At 66.5% G+C, this 15,533-nt stretch carries 13 protein-coding genes and 1 pseudogene; 6 read left to right on the top strand and 8 right to left on the bottom strand.

The annotated features are described in order from the left end of the window. Nucleotides 1-41 precede the first annotated feature (41 nt). Both ACG83_RS37760 and ACG83_RS37755 read left to right on the top strand, forming a co-directional pair. Entirely contained in the window at nucleotides 42-428 is a 387-nt protein-coding gene (locus ACG83_RS37760; protein WP_054571054.1) for a J domain-containing protein, read from the top strand. A gap of 183 nt (nucleotides 429-611) precedes the next feature. Next, nucleotides 612-938: a hypothetical protein gene (locus ACG83_RS37755; RefSeq protein WP_235498441.1), complete on the top strand. Its 327-nt coding sequence runs from the start codon at nucleotides 612-614 to the stop codon at nucleotides 936-938. Between the two features lie 159 nt (nucleotides 939-1,097). On the opposite strand, the pseudogene ACG83_RS48215 reads toward ACG83_RS37755, so the two are convergent. Then, nucleotides 1,098-1,479: pseudogene (locus ACG83_RS48215) on the bottom strand (cation transporter); the annotation flags it as partial. Nucleotides 1,480-1,760: 281 nt separating this feature from the next. Here ACG83_RS48215 and ACG83_RS37750 point away from each other — a divergent pair. From ACG83_RS37750 to ACG83_RS45635, 3 genes are all read left to right on the top strand, one after another. Continuing rightward, nucleotides 1,761-2,960 (top strand): PP2C family protein-serine/threonine phosphatase, encoded by a 1,200-nt coding sequence (locus ACG83_RS37750; protein ID WP_235498440.1) that lies wholly within the window; start codon nucleotides 1,761-1,763, stop codon nucleotides 2,958-2,960. Nucleotides 2,961-3,634: 674 nt separating this feature from the next. Next, on the top strand, nucleotides 3,635-3,817 hold the full coding sequence (locus ACG83_RS47290) for an Hsp20/alpha crystallin family protein (protein ID WP_235498439.1): 183 nt from the start codon (nucleotides 3,635-3,637) through the stop codon (nucleotides 3,815-3,817). A gap of 88 nt (nucleotides 3,818-3,905) precedes the next feature. Continuing rightward, a complete protein-coding gene (locus ACG83_RS45635; protein ID WP_161934840.1) occupies nucleotides 3,906-4,076 on the top strand; it encodes a hypothetical protein in 171 nt (56 codons plus the stop codon). Nucleotides 4,077-4,462: 386 nt separating this feature from the next. On the opposite strand, the gene ACG83_RS37745 is transcribed toward ACG83_RS45635, so the two are convergent. Continuing rightward, a complete protein-coding gene (locus tag ACG83_RS37745; protein ID WP_054571052.1) occupies nucleotides 4,463-4,765 on the bottom strand; it encodes a DUF6342 family protein in 303 nt (100 codons plus the stop codon). A gap of 1,114 nt (nucleotides 4,766-5,879) precedes the next feature. Continuing rightward, complete coding sequence (locus ACG83_RS37735; protein WP_226931215.1) at nucleotides 5,880-6,776, bottom strand: NYN domain-containing protein; 897 nt, start codon at nucleotides 6,774-6,776, stop codon at nucleotides 5,880-5,882. 1,704 nt (nucleotides 6,777-8,480) lie between these two features. Here ACG83_RS37735 and ACG83_RS37725 point away from each other — a divergent pair. Then, a complete protein-coding gene (locus tag ACG83_RS37725; RefSeq protein WP_083473895.1) occupies nucleotides 8,481-8,738 on the top strand; it encodes a hypothetical protein in 258 nt (85 codons plus the stop codon). Nucleotides 8,739-9,073: 335 nt separating this feature from the next. On the opposite strand, the gene ACG83_RS44855 is transcribed toward ACG83_RS37725, so the two are convergent. The 5 genes from ACG83_RS44855 to ACG83_RS37705 form a co-directional block, all read right to left on the bottom strand. Beyond that, on the bottom strand, nucleotides 9,074-9,784 hold the full coding sequence (locus tag ACG83_RS44855; protein ID WP_152991628.1) for a hypothetical protein: 711 nt from the start codon (nucleotides 9,782-9,784) through the stop codon (nucleotides 9,074-9,076). Between the two features lie 266 nt (nucleotides 9,785-10,050). Further along, entirely contained in the window at nucleotides 10,051-11,502 is a 1,452-nt protein-coding gene (gene xerC / locus ACG83_RS37720; protein WP_235498438.1) for a tyrosine recombinase XerC, read from the bottom strand. Between the two features lie 1,351 nt (nucleotides 11,503-12,853). Continuing rightward, nucleotides 12,854-13,714 (bottom strand): NAD(P)-dependent oxidoreductase, encoded by an 861-nt coding sequence (locus ACG83_RS37715; protein WP_063793340.1) that lies wholly within the window; start codon nucleotides 13,712-13,714, stop codon nucleotides 12,854-12,856. Nucleotides 13,715-13,809: 95 nt separating this feature from the next. Beyond that, entirely contained in the window at nucleotides 13,810-14,355 is a 546-nt protein-coding gene (locus tag ACG83_RS37710) for a nuclear transport factor 2 family protein (protein WP_235498437.1), read from the bottom strand. A 9-nt stretch (nucleotides 14,356-14,364) separates the two neighbouring features. Next, nucleotides 14,365-15,438, bottom strand: coding sequence for an alcohol dehydrogenase catalytic domain-containing protein (locus tag ACG83_RS37705; protein WP_054571048.1), 1,074 nt, complete (start codon nucleotides 15,436-15,438; stop codon nucleotides 14,365-14,367). Nucleotides 15,439-15,533 lie beyond the last annotated feature (95 nt).

The raw sequence follows: 15,533 nt of genomic DNA, 5'->3' as shown, positions 1-15,533 counted from the left end.
GGGCCCGGCCCGCCTCCCTCGCAGGTAGAGGACACGGGCACATGGCGACTGACCAGGACCCCTATCGGGTGCTCGGGGTCGAGCCCTCGGCTTCGGCCAGCCGCATCACCCACGCCTACCGCACGCTGATACGCCGCCATCACCCGGACACCCGCAAGCCAGCGCCACAGGCCGCGCAATCCGGCCCCCACCAGAACCACGACGCCGCTCTCCAACAGGTCATCGCCGCCTACACCGTGCTGCGCGACCCCAGCCAGCGAGCCGACTACGACGCCAGCCGCGCCGCACACGCCCGGCGGGACCACGACCGCCTCGCACAGAAGCATTCCCAGCCAGCCCGGTCCGCCTGGCACACCGGGCCACCAGTCTTCCTCGGCGACGTGACGGACAGCCACCCACCGCCCCGGCTCTGGATCACCGTCCGCTGACCCCGCCCCGACCCGCTGGCGACGAACCCGAGTCCGGCACCCACCGACCAGGCCCCACGCCCGCCGGCCGCCGGCGGCGTGGGCCAACTACGGCGAGAAAGGGCACACCAGCACTGGCCAGGAACTCCTGAACTGCGGGGCCGGCCATACTCATGGAATTCCCACACCCCGGGGGTTGATCAGTTGGCTCGCACCATGGGCGACCCGCATGTGCATGTCGAGTGGAGCACGCCGAACACCAGCGCCGACGTACGCACGGTGACGGCAGCGGTCTTCGGGCTCGTCGCCGATTCACCGCGCACCGTACGGACAGGATGCGGCCAGCACGTCCCGTACGCGGCGACCTCCTCACGCCCCGAACGCGTCACCTGCCTGCCGTGCCGGGAGCACGCCCGAGACCGGCATCTGCGCTACGCCGCCAGGATCGAACAGTCAGCGCCCCTGGGCGGCGGTGACCGCGCCCAGACCGCCGCCCGCACCCTGCGCGACCTCGCCCACCGATTCACCTGATCCTGATCCAGCGACGCCTCGACCTGAAACGCGTTCCCTCTGGTCCGCCGCGCCGCTCCGTGGTCGGCTCCTCCAGGGACACCACAGCAGTGTCCGCCGCGTCGGTGATGATCGTCATCAGGTGTCACTCCTTGATCGGGGTTACACCGTTGCCCTCACGGAGTCCGCCACCGCGGAGACGGAGCCGAGTTCGCTGCCGGCGCGGCGCTGTGCGGCGGCAGGAGCGGCACCACCGCCAGTGACACTGCGGCGAGGACGATCTCGGGCACCGAGCGACCCGCATCGTCCCCACCGGTCCAAGGCCCGCGCGGCGACGAACGGCACCGCGATGATCCGCAGCGTGAGGTGTTCCGGAGCTTCCCGAACGGTGTGATCGACAGCGGAGAACCGCCAGACGGCCGCCGCTGCGGAGATGAGGCGGTGGATGACGCTGCCGCGCCGAGCGTCAGCGCGACGACGGCCTCGACGACGTTGTGGGCGATGGTGACAGGAGCCGGATCCGCCGGGCGAGCGGGTCACGGCAGCCCGGCGACGGCCCCAACGTAGGTCGCTGGTACGGATGCTGTGTCCGGTGGCCTACCGGTCGTAGGGCTGCGGGAGCGGGTGGTCAGGGAGCTGGGAGAGTGCGGCGATCGGCGTCTCCGATGAGAGCGGCGCGAGGTTGGTGGGCAGTGCCGTGGGCATGCCGATGAGGTCGTCGGGGTCGTGGTCCTGCGGGTACGGTGAGCGAGACAGCCATCCGATTGATGGTTGCGTGGGTGCACCTAGTGTCGCGTGGTCGGCAATTGGGTATACGTGGCCCTTTATCGAGGATGGTGCGGAATGTGCACCGCGACATATCGGATGCTCAGCTCGCTGTTGGAACTGGGCCGGCTGGCCGTGCTGGAGCAGCTTCCGGCTCTGGTCAGGGAGCAGGCCGAGGTGGCGGGTCTGGCGGATACGCGGATCTATCTGGTGGATCTGCAGGGACAGGTGCTGCGGGAACTGACGGGGCACGGACTCGACGCAGGCGCGGGCGGCGAGACGATCCCGGTGGAAGGGACACTGCCGGGCCGGGTGTTCCAGGGCATAGGCACCCTGCCCAGCCACGCGTCCGCCTCCGACGCACGATGGGTCTACTGGACGCCGCTCATAGACGGAACGGAACGACTCGGTGTTCTCAAAGCCCGCGTGGTCGACGGTGACGACGAGGCTCTCGCGGGTCTGGGCGACCTCGCCGCGCTGATCGGACTACTGCTCGTCAGCAAGCGGGAGTTCAGTGACTCCTTCGCCCGGTTGGTGCGTACCCGTCCGATGACAATCGCCGCCGAGCTGCAGTGGCATCTGACGCCGCCGACATCGTTCGCCAACCAGGATGTGGTGGTGGGAGCGGGAATGGAACCGGCTTATGAGATCGGTGGGGACGCGTTCGACTACGCGATGGCCGCCGGCGTCCTGCACCTGGCGGTGTTCGACGCGATGGGTCACGACGCCTCCGCCGGACTCGCTGCGAACCTCGCGGTAGCGACCTGCCGTAACCAGCGCCGCCAGGGCAGGGAGCTGGTAGAGGTCGGTCAGGCGATCGAGCGGATGCTGATCGACCAGTTCGACCCCGGACGGTATGTGACCGCGGTCCTGGCTGACCTCGACACCCGCAGCGGACTACTGAGCTGGGTGAACCATGGCCACCACCCGCCGGTCATCATCCGTGGGGGGAGGTGGGTCGGCATCTTGTCCTGCCCGCCCGCGCATCCGCTGGGTACTGACCTCGGCCTGACCACCACCCTGTGCCAGGAACAACTCGAACCCGGCGACCGGCTACTGCTCTACACCGACGGTGTCATCGAAGCCCGAGACCCCACCGGCCGCGAGTTCGGCCTGACCCGGTTCGTGGACTTCGTCGTGCGTCACCACGCCGACGGTTTGGCTGTTCCCGAAACCCTGCGACGTCTCATGCGCGCCCTGCTCGACTACCACCACGGCCGCCTCCGGGACGACGCCACCGTACTGTTCGCCGAGTGGGCCGGCGTCGGCGCGGCCTGATGAGGACGAGCAGGCACGCCCGGTCCTTGTCCGGACGGATGGTGACGTGGATGCCGTCCGCCCAGATGGGTGCATAGTCCACGCCGGCCGGGTCGATGGGTGAACGTCTGGTAGGCAACTGCCAGCTGTTTGTCAGCCGGGTCACCGTGGAGGCGGCCACTGCGGCACTCGGACCGGGGCACTGCCCTCACACGGGACGAAATCGCCCGTGCAGACCGTGCAGGTAGGCAGCGACAACACCGCCTCGGCGATTCTCGCGGAGCGGCGGCACCATCGCAGGTAGATGGCCGAGGAGCCCCTCGCGGTCACCGGGGGTCGGGCCGCCCCCTGCCGTCGTGGACCCGCGGCGTGGCGGCCACGACCACGCCGGCGGTCATCACATGCCGCCCGCTGGGGGCGGCGGACCACCAGCCGGCATGTCCGTTCCGCCCAGTTCTTCCAAGGGTCGCCGCGCACGACCGCCACCGATTTCAACTGACCGGGTCACCCGCCGCAGTTTTGGTTCGGTGGGATGCGGATAGCAGGAATGTGGAGCCGGCCAAACGCAGTGGTGACAGACTTGCGCTCGTCCTCGAGCTTGATCTTCCCGGGGTATCCCGGGACGACGTTCCCTGGAGCTACGCGGCAGCGAACTGTTCATTACCGGCGAAATCAGAGAGCGGAAACGCACGGAAGTGGCCCGTCGCCGCAGCCGTATGGTCGGCCGGTTCGAGCATCGCATCACTGTGCCGGGCGACGTTGATCCGGAGTCGGTGAGCGCCTCGCTGGCCGACGGAGTGCTCACCATCCGGCTGGCGAAGACCGAGCGGAGCCAGGCCGAGCACATCGAGATCGCGGCGCCGCGCCTGAAGATATAAGCACCAAACTTGAAATCGAGCGCTGACCGATCACGCCGAGGTCCCCAAGATTACCAGCCCGCACGGTAGCCACCGTGTAGTAGGCAACGTGGTCACCGAGTCGTTCTTCGCCGCCCTCGAAATGCTCCTCGACCGCACCAGCTGCGCCAGCCACGACCAGGCTCGCACCGCCATCTTCGACTTCATCGAGGACTTCTACAAACGGCGATGCCGCCAATCCGCCAACGGATATCTCATTCGTTCAAAGCCCTACCTGTGAACGAGACCGGGGCAGCTTTACCCTCTGACCGTCCGGCAGGCTTTCCTATCGGGTACCACCTCTTTCCGTATCGGTATCAGCGCTGGCAGGCTACGGGTCGCTTGTCCAGTCGGTGGCGGTAGGTCGCGCAGTCCAGTTCAAGATCGGCCATGTAGGCGGCGGCCTGACACGCTGACGCGTCCCCGGTGAGGAAAGCAAGCCTCACCGGGGACACCGGGCTGCACATTCACGTCGATAAACGGGGGCCAGGCCGTCACCTACCTCACCGACGTCCTGGCCACACACGACCTTCATGACAACCCAGACCAGATCGCCGACTTGGCCTTCGATCCGGGGTTGCTGCCACTGGCCCTGTCGCAGGCAGCATGCTGGTGGCGCGCTCGTTCCTACGTGTAGGACAGATTGGTCTGTCCCTGAATCACGCGGCCAGCGATGTACAGATCTCCCTGGGAGTCCAGCACCGCGATGATCTTCTTCTGATTACCGTGATGGGTCGTGAAGATAATCTTGTCTGCCTCCTGGGAAGAGGAGTAGTTCGTGTTGACCGAAAGCTCGATGCTCACCGGCGAGCTGATGAGCACGTCCTTCTTGGGCGAGTTGGGGTAGACCTGATTGTCCCGCAGCCGGATCCGGCCGTGGGTGTCACCCTCCTCCCAGTCGCTGGCCAGTCCGAGGTCGATGTCCGGCATGGTGATCTCCAGTCTTGTTGCGTGGGGAAACCTCTCCCGGTCAGGAGTAGGTCGCCTTTCTCCGCACCGATTGGCGGAGGGCATGTGTGGTGAGGCCTTTCGACCGAGGTCCCCGCAGTCCCAGGAGCCGCCGCGACTTGGTCCCGGACGGCGTTTCCCACCGATCGGATCGGTCAGCGGTTGCGGGCCCACCAGCGAGCGGATCGTAGCCGCACGCCGACGACAATCGGCGTCCGGGCATCGTCAGTCCGCACGCCGAACTCATGCTGCGACGGTGGATGGAGAAGAGTTCTGCGGCTGGCCTGTGCTTTCTCTGTTTCCGCAGCAAACATCCCAGACCGTGCATGATCGCAGTCACGCCTCTCCCCCCGGAGGTGTAGGTGACGAAGTCTCACCATCGCGCAAACCCAGCATCACACCAATGAAATTTCGGCGGGCAAAAATCACCGAGAGATATCATCTCGGTTAACCCATGCCTCTTAGAGGGCGGATTCGACCAAATTTTGCTTAGCCGCGACTGTTGGAGGCGCGGACGGGACGGCTGGGTTCACGTTCCTCACCGGCCGGCGGCGGCAGCGGTCGGCCACGTCATCCCGGCCGTCGTCGGTGACGTGCTGGAAGGCTTCGGTCAGCGTGCGCGGATGCGGACCGAGGACCTGTTGGTGGGGCTGCGCAACCTCGGCGAAGAGGTGTATCCCGACTGGGACGGAAACCGTCTCGCTGCTGAGCTGGAGGACGCTGGGTACGGGGCTTCTGCCAGCCCGCTCGGCACGCCTCAGGGAGGGCGAGTCGTCCGGGCGCACCGCGGGGATTTCCCACCAGGGTCTCGCGGCGACCCAGCAAGCCTCCGTCGTCCCCGCACGCGTGGGGATCTGGCCGAAACAATACGGTTCGTGAATGGCGGTGAAGGTTGCCCCCGCCCTCACAGGGTCATTTGCCTGTGGTGATCAAGGCTGAACCATGTAATTTCCCCTTTCGAGGTCGACGTTGTCCCCGGCGGCTCGTGCGGGACTCGCGGTTCGCGTCTACTGGCATGGAGGCGGAGCTGGTCCGGTCCCTTGGTGCGGCTGCGAGCACGGTGGGCGGGTCACCGTCGCCGTGGTGCTCGAAGTGCCTATTTGAGGCGTGCGTGGACGGGGCCGGACGTGCCAGGGTCGTGCCGCTGGAGCTCGAACAGGTCGGTCGCGACCATCAGGTCCGTGAGACGGGAGTAGCCGTAGGTTTTCAGGACGACCGCGGGGTGCTTACGGATGGCCAGGCCGACGGCCGACAGGTGGGCCCAGCCGTCGGGACCGGTGTTCGTTGTTACCGCGTCGCGGAGCCGGCTGATAAGCGCGGTGTCCGCGCGCAGGTCGTCGGTCGTCGCCCGGGTGTGAGGCGCGACCAGCACGGTCTGCCCCTTCTTCTTTGCCTGCGGGGCGGCGACAGTGACCTGCGGCGTGCCGGTGTCCACGCTCGGTATGGCCGTCGCGGTTGCGCCGCTCGTCCCATGTAGGCGCGGCAGCGGGGCGGCCTGGGCGGGTACGAGCGCTTGGTCGGGCTTCGTGGTGCGTGTCGGTGGCGTGTTCGCCGTGAGGGTTTCGACGAAGACGAAGGTGTCGCAGGCTGCGGGCAGGCCCGGGTTCGTCTTCGTCTCCTCGCCGAACCCGTGGACGGTCAGTCCGCTCTCGCGGATCCGTTCGGCCAACCGGGTGAAGTCGCTGTCCGAGGAGGCGATGCAGATCGTGTCGACGGAGCCGGAGTGCAGCAGATCCATCGCGTCGATCGTCAACGCCAGGTCCGCCGCGTTCTTCCCCTTGACGGCGGCGAAGACCTGCACCGGCCGGATGGACAGCTCCTGCAGGGTCGTCTTCCAGCTCCTCAGCGAGCTCGACCAGTCACCGTAGGCACGCCTGATCCGGACCTTCCCGTAGTGGGTGCTCTCGGTGATGAGTGGCTCGACGGCCCACCGCGGGATGTTATCCGCGTCGATGAGCACTGCAATCTGTGCCGAACCGGTGCCATCCACCATGCTGGTTCCTCCCTTGCGGGCGCCTGGCATCCGCGGTCTCGGAACGCGGCTGGCCGTCCACAGGGTGCCACGCAGCTCGTGCGCTCGCAGTGTCCACCAGCTCTTGGCCGTTCGCGGCGCCGCGTGCCTCCGTTTCCAGTCAGCCCGCATCCGGCCGCATCGCATCGGAGCGTGACGCGGAAGGTGTGGCGCTGGGGTCCCCGTCCTGGCTTTACGCCCGGCGAGCTGGGCGCCTTCGCTGGGGGCGCCGTGGACGAGCGCAAGCAGTAACCGTCGGTCCGGCCCGCATTCGGTCGCCGGTTGCCCGCTGCGTTCGTTGCCGGGACGTCAGGTAGACGCTTCCTCGTTCGGGTTCGGTTACCTGGTGTAATCGACGCACCTTCGTGTCCGGTATCGACTGATATGACTCTTATGTCGAGGGGTCGCCGGTGGCGTGTGTGCGCATTGTGTGCGCGGATGTCGCGGCACGACGCGGCATGCGCCGGCACGTTCCGGCACGAAAATCGCCCTGACCTCGGATTTTGCGGCACGGGGCGGCACGTTCCGGTATGATCCGATACGCGGGGATTCGTCTTGTAATCGAGCGGTTAGGGGTTCGAGTCCCCTCGCCGGCTCCAAAGTGACTGTAGCACAGGCACTTTCGCCGTTTTGCCCACTCGCTCAAGATCTCAAACCCCACGGTTACCCCACGGTTTGCATCACTTTCAGTGACCATCGTCGACCTTCGTGGGCCCGTTGTTCTTCCCGGCTGGATCGGATCGCCGGGCGTGGAAGGCGCGCGCCCGACAGGCGGGCGGGACGGGCAGGGACGACGCGGTACGGCGGACGAAAGCAACGCTGTGTCGCGGCTGCTGTGTCGTGGCTAGCCGCCGGCGGGAGGGTCCGAGAGGCGGGATTCGGCGCGTTTCGCTGGTACTCCGCACAACCCCGCTAGGCCTCTAGACCCCAGGTCAGAGGCATGTTCTCTTGCTAGAGGTGCTGCTAGACCTAGCAGGCGGGGGTGCTAGGTCTAGAAGCGCTCACGCCGGGCGTCAGCCGCAATTTCGCAACCATCCGTGACATTCGTGGTGGAGTTCGATGCCGCCCTGACGGTGCCGCGCCTACCCACCGGAACCGTGGTCCTGACATGACGAAGGCCGGCCCCGAGGACGATGCCTCGGGGCCGGCCCGCTCATGCCATGCCGCACGTCGACCGGTGGATGCCCCGGCAGGATGGCGCTGCCGCCTTCCCGCCGGAGGACCGGCTGGCCTACCTCACGACCGATCCGGTGGGGCTTCGAGCGTCGCCGGTCCGGAGTTCCATCCCGAACCGTGGTGGGGCTCCGCCGGCTTGAACGTCATCTCGCCGTCGGTCATCGACGTGAGCACGCACCCAAGCGGAAGCGTGCGGAGCGCCGTCGCGATCGTCGCCGGGTGAGCGCCCGTCGGCACCGCCACCGCGAAGCACCGGAACGGCCCGGTTCCCTGCTGGCGGACGACAGGATCGCCGTCCCTGCCGCTTCTCTCGGAGTCGGTGTGCGGTGGAGCTGACAGCATGTCGGACACGGTGTCGACCTCCCAAGTCGGTCGGTGCCGAGGGCCGGTTCCGGTGGTGACACACCGGGCCGGCCCGACCTGTTCCTGACACACCGCACGGTAGTCACTATCGGAGCGTAAGTACAGCGCCCACGTTGTAGACGTGGGTACGCTCCTAGCGTCAGTCTAGTGTCCGGGCAGAGCGACAGCGACGACGAGATGATCAGCCGTGCGGAACTCCGCACCCTGGTCGACATCGACGGCCTTCGCTCGCTACTCGGCGCGGGCACCGCCCGCCGGGAGCGTGTCAGCCGGAGCTACGCCACATCGGTGGCCAGCCGAAAAGGCTTCCCCGATCCCCTGATCGACCACCCGAGACTGCGCCTCTGGCGCCGGACCGACGTCGAAGCATGGCTGGACGCGAACCGCCCAGGATGGCGCGGCTAAACCGCCCCGGACTCGGGGAAATCCGGGGTTTCCTGCGTATCGGAATTGCAACTTTGTCAAGTTTATGAATGCGATCCGAAGTCGCCCCTCCCGTCTCGCGGAGTGCGACTAATAGCGTTCCCCGCATATAGGGGATGGGCTGTTTCTTGAATGCCTCTATGGGGTTGTTCGCGTCGCCTGTATCCGACGGCTTCTTATAGCGTATGCCGCGACATCCCCAACGAGTCTCGACAGAAATTATCTAAACGAATTTTTCGGGCGACAGCATGAATGCGCTTATTGTGCCGGCTCGTCATGCGAAGAGCCAGTGTCATATGCGATTCTGAATATAGGTGTCAGGAGTCGGCTCTCTCCCACCCATCAGGAACGAGGCTCAAGATGTCCCGCATTTCGCACCCCAGGGGCGCCGAGGCCCAGATCACCGCATCGCCGTCGAGGCGTACAAGAAATTCGGCACCAGCAAGCCATTTTACCGCCGGCCCATCTGGCTCGGCCCAGAAAGGGTGCTCAGGAATTCCAACCGGAAGTAGCGAGCTGGCAAGAACTTCGGCCGAACCTTCATCGAATTCGCGAAAGATGCGGTTATCCGAAGATGCCATAAATTCATTTAGAATTGCCTCGAGAATGTGTACGGAAAGTCGGTCATGGTAGGGTCGCCATTCGTACCCTGCATCGGCCGGGATTTTAAATAGAGTCGGAGGATCGCGCAGGCTTAGCTGTTGAGCCGCGACCCCCCAGAGTGCGCATCCCTGGTTCTCCTCCTGGATAACAAGTACGTCATCTTCAACATGCAGGTCGTGGGCCTTCAGTAATGGCTCCTGGAAGCCCATCAGATTCTCGCTTCTTCCATACAGGGTCAGGAATCCTCTTAGGGGCGATGGAATCTGCATTCCGAGTCTCTCCTGTGCCGCAACGAGCTCTTCGTGAGTGCAGCCATCTTGGATTCCAGTTCGGCCTCGCCATACCTCAACCAAATCTTCCAGCAAGCTGAGTGTCTCCCTAGGGGTGTATGGCAGCACGGCGAGCTTCCTGGCTATATCGAACACTCGCAACTCCCTCAACATGGTGGGACTTATTGCCCAATTGTGCCTGTCGCGTACAGGTCTGCCACCCTCGGTTTACCCTGAGCTAGCAGCCTGCATAAAGGCATCCGATTTAGCGTGAGAATAATGATTTGAGGCTGCTGCGGTAGATAGCGATTGGGCTGAATGGGCTGCAAGCATGCCCGTCCCGAAAGCTCTGATCAGAGCTGGCCGTGCCCTGATCTCCTGAAGACTGGGCATGGTCCGGTTCTCTGCGTCATCTTCCGGAATCAGAACGTCAGCGCTTCGAGGACCTCCGCCGCGCCGGTGGCCGCGACCTTGCGGCCGAAATAGCGGTCCTGAGTCATGCTGGGTGTGGAATGGCCGAGCTGGTCTGCCGCAGCCCGGGCCGTCAGACCGCTGAAGTCCATAGCAGTCGCAACGGACTTCCGACCGACAACGTGGGACGTTACCGATTCCATGCCGGCCTTACGGAACGCGTCCCGCAGGTCGGCCTGTGTGTTCGACGGATCCCGCAGTCCGCCAAGGGGCGCCGGGAAGACTGGAGCGTCGGCGGACTGATCACTGTGGCGACGTCGCAGAGTGGTGAGCATCCAGGATGGCAGGACGAGGCGCCGATAGCCGCTCTTCGTCTTGGGCTTCGGCTTGTTGATGAGACCCTGTCCGGCGATGCGGACGACCGTTGAGCGGATTTCGATCCAGCCTTCGTCGAGATTGACCGCACCCCAGGTGAGGCCGGCGGCCTCACCGATCCGGACGCCGGTGCTCATCAGGAAGTCCACGAAGTCAGGGACGTCTCTGCGGATCGCCACGTCGTCGTAGGTGAGGAAGCAGCGGAGCTGCCGAAGCTGGGCGATGGTGAGCGCGTGCGGCGCACGCTTCGGTTTCGCGCTTGCGATGGGGCCCGCGTCCCTGACCACGTTGCGCTCGATGGCGTCGTGGCGGGCGGCCATGCCGATCATGCCGGAGAGTACGGCGCGGGTCTGCTTGGCTGTCGCGGCACCGTGCTTGTCGGTCACGAGTGCCAGGAAGCGGTCGACCGCGCCAACGGTCAGCTCCCGCACCCGCAGTGTCCCGAGACCAGGAAGCACCAGGCGGTCGAGCCGCGACCGGTAGACCGCGGTGGTGTTGGGGGAGCGGTCCTGCTTGAGCACGGAGGCGTACCAGGTCTCCGCGAGAACGGCGACCTTTGTCTCCGCGGTGATCCCGCCTTCGCTCACGTCGACGCGGGCGCGGTCGCGCAGTGCCGTGCGGAGCGCCTGCTCGGCGGCGCCCTTGGTCTTGGCGTGGCGTTCGACGAGTCGCGTGCGCCCGTCGAAGTCGCGGTACCGGGCGCGGGCGCGGTACACGTCGCCGTACTTCGCCGTGTAGACGTTGCCGTACGTGCCGAGGGCCAGTGAGGGTCGGGCCACGTGGTCACCACCGTCCGTTTCGGGCGCTTCGTCAGCGTCTGCCACGCTACCTGGAGCCCCACGATTACCCCACGGAAACGACGGAAAATCACGACCGAGAGCGAGGGGGTGGGAGGGCATGTTGCGGCGCAAAGTGCCCCGATAGGAGCAGATCTGGATGATCGATGACGAGTACTGATTAATGATCAATTGTAATCGAGCGTTAGGGGTTCGAGTCCCCTCGCCGGCTCCAGAGAAATAGGCCCTGACCTGCGGTTTTGTGAAGCAAAAGATCATCTTTTCAAGATCGAAATGAGTTTGGGTGCGCATTGGGTGCGCATTCGGCAATCTTGTGCAGGGAACGATCTTGGGTGGGGTGTCATCTCCGGTCGTCTGAGGCCGGGATCTGCGGTTGCGCCACTACCCGCCAATGGTCACGTTCTGTAAGTATCGGCCCGATTTGAGGTGCGGGTCGGGCCGGCAAGAACGACGCGCGCCGGCTGACGGCGGCCGATTCGCTAGCGCACCACACGGTAACCGTGCTGCGGGGATCGAGCGTTCACGGCGTCGTCAGGGCCGGTGGCGGCGCTGCGGACGTGAACATGGCGATGGGGGCGCATGGTCTGGCTTCTGCCGCCACAACACACTCTCGTGCTTCTGCGCGGCTCGCTTACGCGGGTGGATCACGGGCCTACGTCTCGACCGTGGCCTGCGCTGGCAGCAGCAGCCGATCCGCCTGGGCCACCGTCGGGTCGACGCGGCTCGTATGCCACGGAGTGGGAGGACTGTTTGACTCCGCTGCCGGCCATGACTGCCTACTGCCATCGGCCAGTGATCAGGAGCGGAGGGCCGGGTTCATGAGGTCAGACCCACCGCCGCGCCGCGCACAGGAACAACATGACGATCTTCCTTGTCCGAGCCCCCGACTCTGTGGCGAACTCGTGCCAGACCCGGTCGGCCGGGCCTGGCACGGCGAGCGAGTTCACCCACATGTTCGCGGCGTCCAACCCGAGTGATCGACGACTTCAACCGTCGGTTGACCGCTGCGCTCATACGTCACGCACCCACCCTGCTAGCCAGGGTCGGCGTCGGACCGGACACCGCCGCGGCGCTGCTCATCGTCGCCGGCGACAACCCGCGACGGCTGACCAGCGACCGATCTCCCGTTCCCGACCTGGTGGGCCAGATGCAGGCAGTGAGCGATGCCCACGCGCCCGGTCGTGCCGGTAGCCGACCTTCTTTGGTCTAAGCCGTCTTCGTGCGCGAGGACGGCTTAGACCGGGAACGTCGAGAACATAAGTGCAGGGCGACAGGCCATTGACCACGAGCGGCTTGAAGCCGAGCGGCTTGAAGCGGTCAAGGACCCGCCACCGGCGGGTGGCCCAGCCAGGTTCGAGGATCTGGTGGGTGGTCAACACCCGGTGCTGGATCGCACGGGGATCCACCGCTCCCGCGGGGTGAGGCGGCGGGTCAGCCACAGCTGGTGCTCACCAGGCGTACTCCAGCCGCGCCAACCGGGCCTACCCGCGCGGCAGGCGTATCACCGCAACGATCCCCGAGAAGATCGACCAGAAGGCGAACCGGAGCCGCCGTGGTCGCAGCGGTCGACGTCCGATGTCCTTCGACGCCGAGGCGTAGTCCACGCCAGCTCCAGTGACGATCGCGGCTTTCCCTCGCAGCCTCATGAGGTCAGGGGCAGGGGTCCGTGGTGGGCGGTGTGGGCGAGGACGCCGGGGTCGGCGCCTTCCTCAGCAGCGGTGGTGAGGGCGGCGGTGACGTCCTTGCGCAGGTATTTGGCGCCGAGTTCGGCGTACTTCTCGACGGAGCCGACGGCCCGCATGGTCTCGATGGCGTAGGTGGCGGCGCTGCAGTGCGCGAGCGCGTCGAACAGGGCGTTCGTCTCGATGCCGAGCTGGCGGCCGAGGTGGGCGGCGGCCGCTGCGGTCTGGACGTTGACGGTGAACAGCAGGTTGTTGACGAGTTTGACCCTGGTGGCGGTACCCATCGCCCCGGTGGGCAGGACTGTGCCGTAGGTCTTCAGTGCCGGGCGGATCTGCTCGATGACGGCCGGGTCGCCGCCGGCGAGGATCGTGAGGCGCCCAGCGAGGATGTCGTCCGGCGCGCCACTGACCGGCGCGTCCACCAGCAGGACTCTGTGCGCGGTTGCTGCCTCGTGGAGGCGGGCGAGTAGCCGGATCCCCACGGTGGTGTGGGATATCAGGACAGCATTTGGTTCCAGCAGGGAGATCAGGCCGTCGGGGCCGAGCAGCGCATCCTCGACCTGGCTCTCGTTGAAGAGGCAGGAGATGACGACACTCGCGCCCTTCACCGCGTCCGCCAGCGAGGCGGTGGTACGCGCGCCCAAGCCGGCGAAGGTCTCCCGGACCTCGGGCCGGCGGGCATGCAGTGTGACATCGACGCCCGCGCCAAGCAGGCGCTCGACCATCGGCGCGCCCATCTGGCCGGCACCGACGAAGGTCACCGGACCAGCTGGCTGACTTTTCCCGCTTGGGCCGAGGCTTGGGGCGGCGGCGTCCGACATGCGATCACCTTTCTCCTGTCGTCTGTTCAAAGTCGTTCATGGTGCTACCCGAGGCGCGTTTCGTGCTCATCCGCCGACCGCCTGAATCGTTGGACTCAGGAGGGCTGGGCGCCGGCCTGAAACGGCTGGGTGCTGGCCTGGAACAGGGCTCTCGGCTCGGGCGAGCCGTCGAGGGCGCGGTTGACCCGACGGGTGACCCGCCAACCGTCCGGCATGCGGCGCAGCCACCAGCTGTTCGCAGACAGCCGCGCGGTCCAGAACCGGTCGGCTTCGGCGTCCCAGCGGATGTTGAGCGCGTAGTTCCAGGCACGGGCCTCGTCGCCGTCGACCTTGACCAGCGGCGCGGTCAGCACATGCCCGCAGCCATTCGCGATCAGACCCTGGTGCCCGGCGCCGTCGACCATACCGGCGATCTCGCCACGCCCGGTCCAGACCGCGTACGGCGGCACCTCGAACACCCCGTCGGATGCCCACAGCCCGGCCGCGGCGTCGGCGGACCCGCTGTCCACCGCCGGCCCGTACCGGGCGATCAGCTGCCCGATCGCCACCTGGTCCTCGACGGCGCGCAGCCGCGCGCCCAAGTCGGCCACGGTGGCCGCCAGCTCGGCGAGTTGTCCCTGGTCACTTGCCACGTCGCTCACCGATCCTCCTCAGTCCACGTCACCAGCAGGATGGATCATGATCCGGGCCGGGCCGTCGGCACGCCGCGCGATCTGTAGCGCGTCCGGAACCCCGTCGAGGTCGACGGTCATCCCGATGACCGGGCTCACGTCGAGGCTGCCGGCACAGATCGCGTCCAGGGTGCCGTACCAGTCCTCGGGGTCCGGGCCCCCGCCGAACTGAATGTTGACGCCCTTGCGCTTGGCCACCATGGAGGAGATACGGTCGCCCTCCGGCGGGCCGCCCGCGGAGAGGATGCGGGTGCCGCGTTCGCACTGCTGGATGATGCCGTCCAGCACTCCCGGCAGTCCGACGAACTCGAACACCACACACTGCGGCGCCGACGGGTCCGCCCCACCGAACGCCGGCCGGCCGGGCCGGCCGCCCAGCGTCACGTCACGCCACAGGTCGTAGGGGGACCGTTCGTCCGGGCTGACCACATGAGTGGCTCCCAGTGCTTCCGCGATTTTCAGCCGGCCGGCGTTGTAGTCCGAGACGACGATGGGACTGATGCCTCGGCGGCTCAGCGCCGCGACGGCGGACAGCCCGATCGCACCCGCCCCGATCACCAGCGGCACGTCATGTGGACCGAGATCTGCCTTGCGGACGTAGTATTCCCCCACCGCGAACGCGTCCGCCAGCGCCGCCTGATCCGTCGGAACATGGTCGGGCACCGCGCGCACCAGCGATTCGGTCAGCAGCATCAGCTCACCGAACCCGCCAGGCGCATCCGGGCTACACCCGACGATGCGCACCGGGCCCGCCCCGACCAGCACCGGCAGGCTCGTCACACGCGTGCCCACCGGCAGCCTGCCCTCGGTACCCGGCCCGTAGGCGACAACCTCGCCCACGAACTCGTGACCCATGACGATGTCCCGGTCTGCGTGGTAGTCCCACAACCCACTGTCATCGGCCGCCACGCCTTCGGGATTGTCCATGAAGTGCAGGTCCGACGCGCAGATCGCGCAGGACAACGTCCGTACCAGCACCTGGCCTGCTCCCGGCACGGGATCAGCTGTCTGGCGGACCTCGATCCGCCCCTCCCGCAACACCGCTGCCCGCATTCCGGCCCTCGCCTTCGTCCGATCACGGCCGCACCCACGGCGCGACCAGAACTGACCAGATATTAGTTACGACTCGCATCGAATCGTAACTGGCA

Origin of the sequence: Frankia sp. R43 (genome assembly GCF_001306465.1) — a bacterium.
In the GTDB taxonomy this organism is placed as follows: Bacteria; Actinomycetota; Actinomycetes; order Frankiales; family Frankiaceae; genus Parafrankia; species Parafrankia irregularis.
Note: the sequence above shows the minus strand (reverse complement) of the source record. Positions and strands in the feature narration are given on the sequence as shown.

Coding starts and splice junctions, on each gene's coding strand:
- ACG83_RS37760 (WP_054571054.1), top strand. CDS start 42: ATGGCGACTGACCAGGACCCCTATCGGGTGCTCGGGGTCGAGCCCTCG.
- ACG83_RS37750 (WP_235498440.1), top strand. CDS start 1,761: ATGTGCACCGCGACATATCGGATGCTCAGCTCGCTGTTGGAACTGGGC.
- ACG83_RS37745 (WP_054571052.1), bottom strand. CDS start 4,765: ATGCCGGACATCGACCTCGGACTGGCCAGCGACTGGGAGGAGGGTGAC.
- ACG83_RS37735 (WP_226931215.1), bottom strand. CDS start 6,776: ATGGTGGATGGCACCGGTTCGGCACAGATTGCAGTGCTCATCGACGCG.
- xerC (WP_235498438.1), bottom strand. CDS start 11,502: ATGCGCACCCAAACTCATTTCGATCTTGAAAAGATGATCTTTTGCTTC.
- ACG83_RS37715 (WP_063793340.1), bottom strand. CDS start 13,714: ATGTCGGACGCCGCCGCCCCAAGCCTCGGCCCAAGCGGGAAAAGTCAG.
- ACG83_RS37705 (WP_054571048.1), bottom strand. CDS start 15,438: ATGCGGGCAGCGGTGTTGCGGGAGGGGCGGATCGAGGTCCGCCAGACA.